Origin of the sequence: Magnetospirillum moscoviense, from assembly GCF_001650635.1 — a bacterium.
In the GTDB taxonomy this organism is placed as follows: Bacteria; Pseudomonadota; Alphaproteobacteria; order Rhodospirillales; family Magnetospirillaceae; genus Magnetospirillum; species Magnetospirillum moscoviense.
The window spans coordinates 1-5,556 of the sequence record NZ_LWQU01000021.1; the positions used below are offsets into that span (position 1 = coordinate 1).

General features: G+C 56.0%; 2 tRNA genes and 3 rRNA genes. All 5 read right to left on the reverse strand.

From position 1 onward, the window contains the following. Positions 1-188: 188 nt before the first annotated feature. The 5 genes from rrf to A6A05_RS01160 all read right to left on the reverse strand — a co-directional run bounded on the left by rrf (position 189) and on the right by A6A05_RS01160 (position 5,334). Positions 189-303, reverse strand: a 5S ribosomal RNA gene (gene rrf / locus A6A05_RS01140). Between the two features lie 77 nt (positions 304-380). After that, a 23S ribosomal RNA gene (locus tag A6A05_RS01145) occupies positions 381-3,122 on the reverse strand. Positions 3,123-3,470: 348 nt separating this feature from the next. Further along, a tRNA-Ala gene (locus A6A05_RS01150) sits at positions 3,471-3,546 on the reverse strand. Positions 3,547-3,668: 122 nt separating this feature from the next. After that, positions 3,669-3,745: transfer RNA gene (locus A6A05_RS01155), tRNA-Ile, on the reverse strand. A 103-nt stretch (positions 3,746-3,848) separates the two neighbouring features. Then, positions 3,849-5,334: ribosomal RNA gene (locus A6A05_RS01160) — 16S ribosomal RNA — on the reverse strand. The 16S, 23S and 5S rRNA genes sit together here with 2 tRNA genes alongside, the layout of an rRNA operon. Positions 5,335-5,556 lie beyond the last annotated feature (222 nt).

A 5,556-nucleotide genomic window follows, 5' to 3' on the forward strand; every position in this document is an offset into this window, starting at 1 on the left:
CCTTCAGGTTATGAGCCTGACGAGCTACCGGGCTGCTCCACCCCGCGTTAAGCATGTTCCAGGCGTGACGCCCGGTATCTTGTGTTCGCGTCGCGGGGGCTGCTCCACCCCGCGGCAAAAAGCAGAAGGCCCGGGGTTCCCGGGCCTTGCTGATGTCGTTGTGATAGGTTTAACCGCTTTCTTGGAAGACCTGGCAGCGACCTACTCTCCCGTGCCTTAAGACACAGTACCATTGGCGCTGGGGGTTTTCACGTCCGAGTTCGGGATGGGATCGGGTGCGGGCCCCCCGCTATGACCACCAGGTCGTCGAAGAAAGCGGTTTTTCTGATCCGTGCAAAGCAAAGTTCCGACGAACGATTGGGCTTGCCGCTGCGCAGGATGCGATCAAGCCGATCGAGCGATTAGTATGGCTTAGCTTCACGTGTTACCACGCTTCCACATGCCACCTATCAACGTCGTGGTCTACGACGGCTCTGATAGGGAAACCTTGTTTTGAGGGGAGCTTCCCGCTTAGATGCTTTCAGCGGTTATCTCGTCCGCACGTAGCTACCCGGCAATGCCGCTGGCGCGACAACCGGTACACCAGAGGTGCGTCCATCCCGGTCCTCTCGTACTAGGGACAGGTCCTCTCAAGTTTCCGACACCCACGGTAGATAGGGACCGAACTGTCTCACGACGTTCTAAACCCAGCTCACGTACCACTTTAATCGGCGAACAGCCGAACCCTTGGGACCTGCTCCAGCCCCAGGATGTGATGAGCCGACATCGAGGTGCCAAACCTCCCCGTCGATGTGGACTCTTGGGGGAGATCAGCCTGTTATCCCCGGCGTACCTTTTATCCGTTGAGCGATGGCCCTTCCATGCGGGACCACCGGATCACTATGACCGACTTTCGTCTCTGCTCGGCTTGTGGGCCTCGCAGTCAGGCGAGCTTATGCCATTGCACTCGACAGCTGATTTCCGACCAGCTTGAGCTCACCATCGCGCGCCTCCGTTACTCTTTGGGAGGCGACCGCCCCAGTCAAACTACCCGCCATGCAGGGTCCCGGGCCCCGGTTCAGGGGTCGCGGTTAGATACCAGGAAACAAAAGGGTGGTATTTCAAGGATGGCTCCACACCAGCTGGCGCCGATGCTTCAAAGCCTCCCACCTATCCTACACATTCATTCCCTAGTACCACTGCAAAGCTGTAGTAAAGGTGCACGGGGTCTTTCCGTCTAGCCGCGGGTACTCCGCATCTTCACGGAGAATTCAATTTCGCTGAGTTGGTGTTGGAGACAGCGGGGAAGTCGTTACGCCATTCGTGCAGGTCGGAACTTACCCGACAAGGAATTTCGCTACCTTAGGACCGTTATAGTTACGGCCGCCGTTTACCGGGGCTTCAATTCAGTGCTTGCACACCTCCTTTTAACCTTCCGGCACCGGGCAGGCGTCAGACCCTATACGTCGTCTTTAGACTTCGCAGAGCCCTGTGTTTTTAGTAAACAGTCGCCACCCCCTGGTCTGTGCCACCCCCACCTGCTTGCGCAAGAAGGGGTACCCCTTATCCCGAAGTTACGGGGTCAATTTGCCTAGTTCCTTCAACACCATTCTCTCAAGCGCCTTGGTATGCTCTACCAGTCCACCTGTGTCGGTTTCGGGTACGGTCTATACGCTGGCGTTATTTCCTGGACCCTCTTCACCGCACCTCCAATCCGATAAGGAAGTACGATACACGAGGGTCGTCACGTCCAGCAGGCCCTGGAATATTAACCAGGTTCCCATCGACTACGCCTTTCGGCCTCGCCTTAGGGGCCGGCTCACCCTGCGCGGATTAGCCTTGCGCAGGAACCCTTGGACTTTCGGCGAGAGTGTTTCTCACACTCTTTGTCGCTACTCATGTCAGCATTCTCACTTCCGATACCTCCAGCGCCTCTCACGATGACGCCTTCGCAGGCTTACGGAACGCTCCGCTACCACGTGCATTGCTGCACATCCGCAGCTTCGGTGTATGGCTTGAGCCCCGGTACATTTTCGGCGCAGGATTGCTATTAGACCAGTGAGCTATTACGCTTTCTTTAAAGGATGGCTGCTTCTAAGCCAACCTCCTGGTTGTTTTGGCCTTCCCACATCCTTTCCCACTTAGCCATAACTTGGGGACCTTAGCTGGCGGTCTGGGCTGTTTCCCTCTCGACAATGGACCTTAGCACCCACTGTCTGTCTGCCGAATAGTACTCACCGGTATTCGGAGTTTGGTTAGGTTTGGTAGGTCTTTGGGACCCCCTAGCCCATCCAGTGCTCTACCCCCGGCGGTATTCGTTCGACGCGCTACCTAAATAGCTTTCGCGGAGAACCAGCTATTTCCGAGTTTGATTGGCCTTTCACCCCTAGTCACAGATCATCCCCGACTTTTTCAACAGGCGTGGGTTCGGTCCTCCAGTGGGTGTTACCCCACCTTCAACCTGTCCATGACTAGATCACTCGGTTTCGGGTCTAACGCATGCAACTCGGCGCCCTATTCAGACTCGCTTTCGCTACGCCTTCACCTATCGGCTTAAGCTTGCTGCATACGCTAACTCGCTGACCCATTATACAAAAGGTACGCCGTCACCCTTCAAGAGGGCTCCGACTGCTTGTAGGCATTCCGTTTCAGGGTCTCTTTCACTCCCCTTGTCGGGGTGCTTTTCACCTTTCCCTCACGGTACTTGTTCGCTATCGGTCACTGAGGAGTACTTAGGCTTGGAGGATGGTCCCCCCATGTTCAGACAGGATTTCACGTGTCCCGCCCTACTCGAGTCCGTTGCTCGTTTTACTCCTACGGGGCTATCACCCGCTATGGCCCGACTTTCCAGACGGTTCAGATTATATAAGCAACGGCACTGGCCTGGTCCGCGTTCGCTCGCCACTACTAACGGAGTCTCGGTTGATGTCCTTTCCTCGGGCTACTTAGATGTTTCAGTTCGCCCGGTTCGCCTCCTGCACCTATGTATTCAGTGCAAGATCACCTTACGGTGGGGTTTCCCCATTCGGATATCCACGGATCAAAGCCTGCTCTCGGCTCCCCGTGGCTTTTCGCAGAGTGCCACGTCCTTCATCGCCTCTCAGTGCCAAGGCATCCACGAAATGCCCTTATGACGCTTGATCACATCCTGGACAGGGACAAACCCAACCAGAACGTCAGAACTTCAGCGATTTGCGTATTATGTCAGTGGACTGCCCGGGCCGGGCCGGCTCAAACGCCGCCGGGCTTAAAGCAGCCAACCGCATAACTTACAGATCAGAAAAACCTATTCACAATGACAAAGAGCCTCGTACCTTGCGGCACGAAAGCCTTCGACCAAGTCGACGGCAAGGAAGTGTCCTTCTCGAACGATTTTCTTAGCTTCAATCGCCAGCGCATACATCCGTATGCTTGGCTTTCGCTCGCATCAGCTCGCGGGGCCTCAACGGCCCAGTCGCTGCGCTCCGGCGTCTGCTTTCCCATCAACCGGCTGGTGGAGCCAGTCGGGATCGAACCGACGACCTCAAGCTTGCAAAGCTAGCGCTCTCCCAACTGAGCTATGGCCCCGTTTTGTATGCCTCAGTCGCCGGCGTCCACTCCGTGGACTTGGCTTTCGCTCGGATCGCCTCGCGGGGCCTCAACGGCCCAGTCGCTGCGCTCCGGGTGCGACCTGGTGACAATGGCTAGAGTGGTGGGCCCGGGAGGATTTGAACCTCCGACCCCACGCTTATCAAGCGTGTGCTCTAACCAACTGAGCTACAGGCCCTTATGGGATGCTTTCGTTCGAGGAAGGGATGCGGAGACGGCGTCGATCCATGTGAAGGTAAGACATCGAGATGCGTGTGAGCGACATCTGCCAGTCTTCCTTGAAAGGAGGTGATCCAGCCGCAGGTTCCCCTACGGCTACCTTGTTACGACTTCACCCCAGTCGCTGACCTTACCGTGGTCGGCTGCCTCCTTGCGGTTAGCTCACCGGCTTCGGGTAAAACCAACTCCCATGGTGTGACGGGCGGTGTGTACAAGGCCCGGGAACGTATTCACCGTGGCATGCTGATCCACGATTACTAGCGATTCCGACTTCATGCTCTCGAGTTGCAGAGAACAATCCGAACTGAGATGGCTTTTAGAGATTAGCTTACTCTCGCGAGTTAGCGACCCACTGTCACCACCATTGTAGCACGTGTGTAGCCCAGCCCGTAAGGGCCATGAGGACTTGACGTCATCCCCACCTTCCTCCGGCTTGTCACCGGCAGTTTCTTCAGAGTGCCCAACTAAATGATGGCAACTGAAGATGAGGGTTGCGCTCGTTGCGGGACTTAACCCAACATCTCACGACACGAGCTGACGACAGCCATGCAGCACCTGTGTGGAACCCACCCGAAGTGAAGGACAAAATCTCTTCTGCCCATAGTTCCCATGTCAAAGGCTGGTAAGGTTCTGCGCGTTGCTTCGAATTAAACCACATGCTCCACCGCTTGTGCGGGCCCCCGTCAATTCCTTTGAGTTTTAACCTTGCGGCCGTACTCCCCAGGCGGAGTGCTTAACGCGTTAGCTGCGTCACTGAGGTGCATGCACCCCAACAACTAGCACTCATCGTTTACGGCGTGGACTACCAGGGTATCTAATCCTGTTTGCTCCCCACGCTTTCGCACATGAGCGTCAATCGACGGCCAGGTAGTCGCCTTCGCCACTGGTGTTCTTCCGAATATCTACGAATTTCACCTCTACACTCGGAATTCCACTACCCTCTCCGTGATTCAAGCTCGACAGTATCAAAAGCAGTTCCCAGGTTGAGCCCGGGGCTTTCACTTCTGACTGATCGAACCGCCTGCGTGCGCTTTACGCCCAGTAATTCCGAACAACGCTAGCCCCCTTCGTATTACCGCGGCTGCTGGCACGAAGTTAGCCGGGGCTTCTTCTACGGGTACCGTCATCATCGTCCCCGTCGAAAGAGCTTTACAACCCTAAGGCCTTCATCACTCACGCGGCATGGCTGGATCAGGCTTGCGCCCATTGTCCAATATTCCCCACTGCTGCCTCCCGTAGGAGTCTGGGCCGTGTCTCAGTCCCAGTGTGGCTGATCATCCTCTCAGACCAGCTACCGATCGTCGCCTTGGTGAGCCGTTACCTCACCAACTAGCTAATCGGACGCGGGCTAATCTCTCGGCGATAAATCTTTCCCCCAAGGGGCGTATGCGGTATTAGCGTCAGTTTCCCGACGTTATCCCCCACCGAAAGGTATATTCCCACGTGTTACTCACCCGTGCGCCACTAAGTCCGAAGACTTCGTTCGACTTGCATGTGTTAAGCCTGCCGCCAGCGTTCGTTCTGAGCCAGGATCAAACTCTCAAGTTGACTTCCAAGCTGTCCGAAGACACTTGGAACAGAGCTCGTTCCATAACTACATTTACTTCTCAACGCTTTCGCATTCAGAGATAACGCATTTCGGAACCAGATCCGGTTTCGGATCGGCGCCGCCTGCGCATCCCTTCCTTATTCCGTCTTCACTTGTCAAAGAGCGTGGAGACTTTCGCCTCCGTCAGACCCCGCCGCGTCACCGCCGCAGAACCCGTCCCC